Source organism: Bacillus sp. JJ864 (genome assembly GCF_036963045.1).
GTDB classification, from domain to species: Bacteria; Bacillota; Bacilli; order Bacillales; family Bacillaceae_G; genus Bacillus_A; species Bacillus_A pseudomycoides_C.
This window is the reverse complement of sequence record NZ_JBALLY010000122.1, coordinates 1-2,122: the sequence shown is the minus strand read 5'-3', so window position 1 is coordinate 2,122 and position 2,122 is coordinate 1. Positions and strand designations below refer to the sequence as shown.

At 34.8% G+C, this 2,122-nt stretch carries 1 protein-coding gene and 1 rRNA gene; one reads left to right on the top strand and one right to left on the bottom strand.

Going from position 1 to position 2,122, the window contains the following annotated elements; genetic code table 11:
* Positions 1–2 precede the first annotated feature (2 nt).
* Positions 3–118: ribosomal RNA gene (gene rrf / locus V7024_RS18050) — 5S ribosomal RNA — on the top strand.
* A 259-nt stretch (positions 119–377) separates the two neighbouring features.
* Here rrf and V7024_RS18045 read toward each other — a convergent pair.
* Positions 378–2,084 (bottom strand): IS200/IS605 family accessory protein TnpB-related protein, encoded by a 1,707-nt coding sequence (locus V7024_RS18045; protein WP_335522387.1) that lies wholly within the window; start codon positions 2,082–2,084, stop codon positions 378–380.
* Positions 2,085–2,122: the final 38 nt, after the last annotated feature.

The window sequence follows — 2,122 nt, the reverse complement described above, 5'->3', positions numbered from 1 at the left end:
AGTCTGGTAATGATGGCAGAGAGGTCACACCCGTTCCCATACCGAACACGGAAGTTAAGCTCTCTAGCGCCGATGGTAGTTGGGACTTTGTCCCTGTGAGAGTAGGACGTTGCCAGGCAATTTGAGACGAGTCAGCATGACTCGTCTTTTTTGTGTTTGTGTATTTTGATTGTTCATTTAAAAGTTTTATTTTTAATGGGTAACCAAATCTGAAAAGTCGTTTTTTTGTGCAACCTAAAACTTTTGATTATATGTAAAAATATAATCAAAGTATCCTTAGATTATTGAACTACCCCCATAAAACCCTAACGGATTTTTGAGGAAGGGGATTCCCAAAAGGGACAACTAAGACAAAATGCTTCGCAGACCATACCCATTCAACAAGGTATGGTTTTTCTGCTTTCAAACTTAGACAAATCTTTTACTTCCAAGTCTGTAAGAGCCCCTGGAGGGAAAATTTCATTCGCAGAACGAATCTTGTTATGGTTCGAAAGCTCCATCTGATAGAATGTGTGAACACGCAAATCAGACAGGATGCCAGACAGCCACTTCCATTGCGCCCAATGATGCAGACCTACCATCTTCTCCGGTAATAGTGAATACAAAATTGGTGGAAGTTTTTCTTTCAATCCCATTGCTCTTCTAGCAATAACATAAGAAGCTGTTTGGTGAATACTGATACCAAAACGTTTCATATATTTGATTTTACCAATTTGAGAAGTGTACGCTGGATTTACCTCAAATACTGCTACACCCATCTTCTCAGCACGGCTTTTAATAGCTGAAATCATCTTTTTATAAGCAAACATGCTTATCATCATATTTGCTTTTTTATTGCCATAAGGGTTCTTAACCTTTCCTTTTGTTATTTTTAATTTTTCTACAACAATCGGTTTGTTTGCTTTTACAGCAATATCAACTAATGCAATGGCTTCTGCTTCAATCATTTTAGTAATTTGTTCTGATGTTTTACCTAAAATATCAAAGGATAATACACCCGTTTTTATGAGCTGTCCTTGTTTATTTATGTTTGACCAAGCAAAGTGGTCAAAATTACAGTCTACTCCAATGACACCATCGGATTTGCTGAAGTTTTTATTTTGGTTCTCTTCAATATCTATTAAGCATTTAAAAATGTAGTAATTTCCGTGATCTTCAATTGCCCAACTGATGGGTTTTCCTGCATTCTTTTTATTTTTACAATTCCATTGGTTTTGAATAGCTGCATTCACTTGTTCTTGTCCATACGGAAATGTAAGGTTAGGAATTTCAACTGCAACAGCGTTTGGTGTTGTAAAGTGTAAAGATTGTGTTTCTGTATTGTATGTAAATACAAAGTTTCCTGATTTCGCATCTTTTCGACCCGAAATCAACATTTGATTGTAACGAGCCTTCTCAAAATCTTGAATCCAAAGTGTATGATCTTGAACATAAGTATCTACAGTATGTGGTGCTTTGAATCGTTTTTTACTCCCAAATACAACAGAAGAAACTTTGTTTTTTAAACTATGAAGTAGTTTTTGTAGTCTATCCAACCGAAATTTAAGACTACCTAAACGAGAACGAAGTGTTTGAATACGTACATCTAAATATTCATGCTCAAATTGATAGGCATGATAGTAAATATCCGTTCTCGTTTTAAATTGAACAACAAAATATTGTCCCCTTTGTTGTTCTTTAGACGTTTTATTGAACGTTGGCTTCCCTTTGATAAAAGATGTTTTCATTTTATTCAGCATTGTCAAATCTGACTTGGTTTTCTTAATCTTCTTTTTTACAGCTTTAATTTGTTCATTTTTATTTTCAATATACAATTTCTTCAATTCTGTCTGAGCAGAAAACAGCGCATTGGCTTCCTGTACTGCACTATTTGCATAATAGTCATTCAGATTAAATCGTGATTTTACAGTAATTTGCATACTATCAGAACGCATGGAGATGCCAGAACGTTTTTCTAACACTTGCGTTTGAAAAGCGAAATGTTTCGCACGATTAAATACGAAAAGAGCATGTCCAATAGCTTCAACATATTTCGGATTCAGTGCATTCTTATAGATACGAATTGAAAAATATGCTTTTTTCATTAGACACACTCCTTTCTTATTTTGTATACACAAAGTAT

Coding starts and splice junctions, on each gene's coding strand:
- V7024_RS18045 (WP_335522387.1), bottom strand. CDS start 2,084: ATGAAAAAAGCATATTTTTCAATTCGTATCTATAAGAATGCACTGAAT.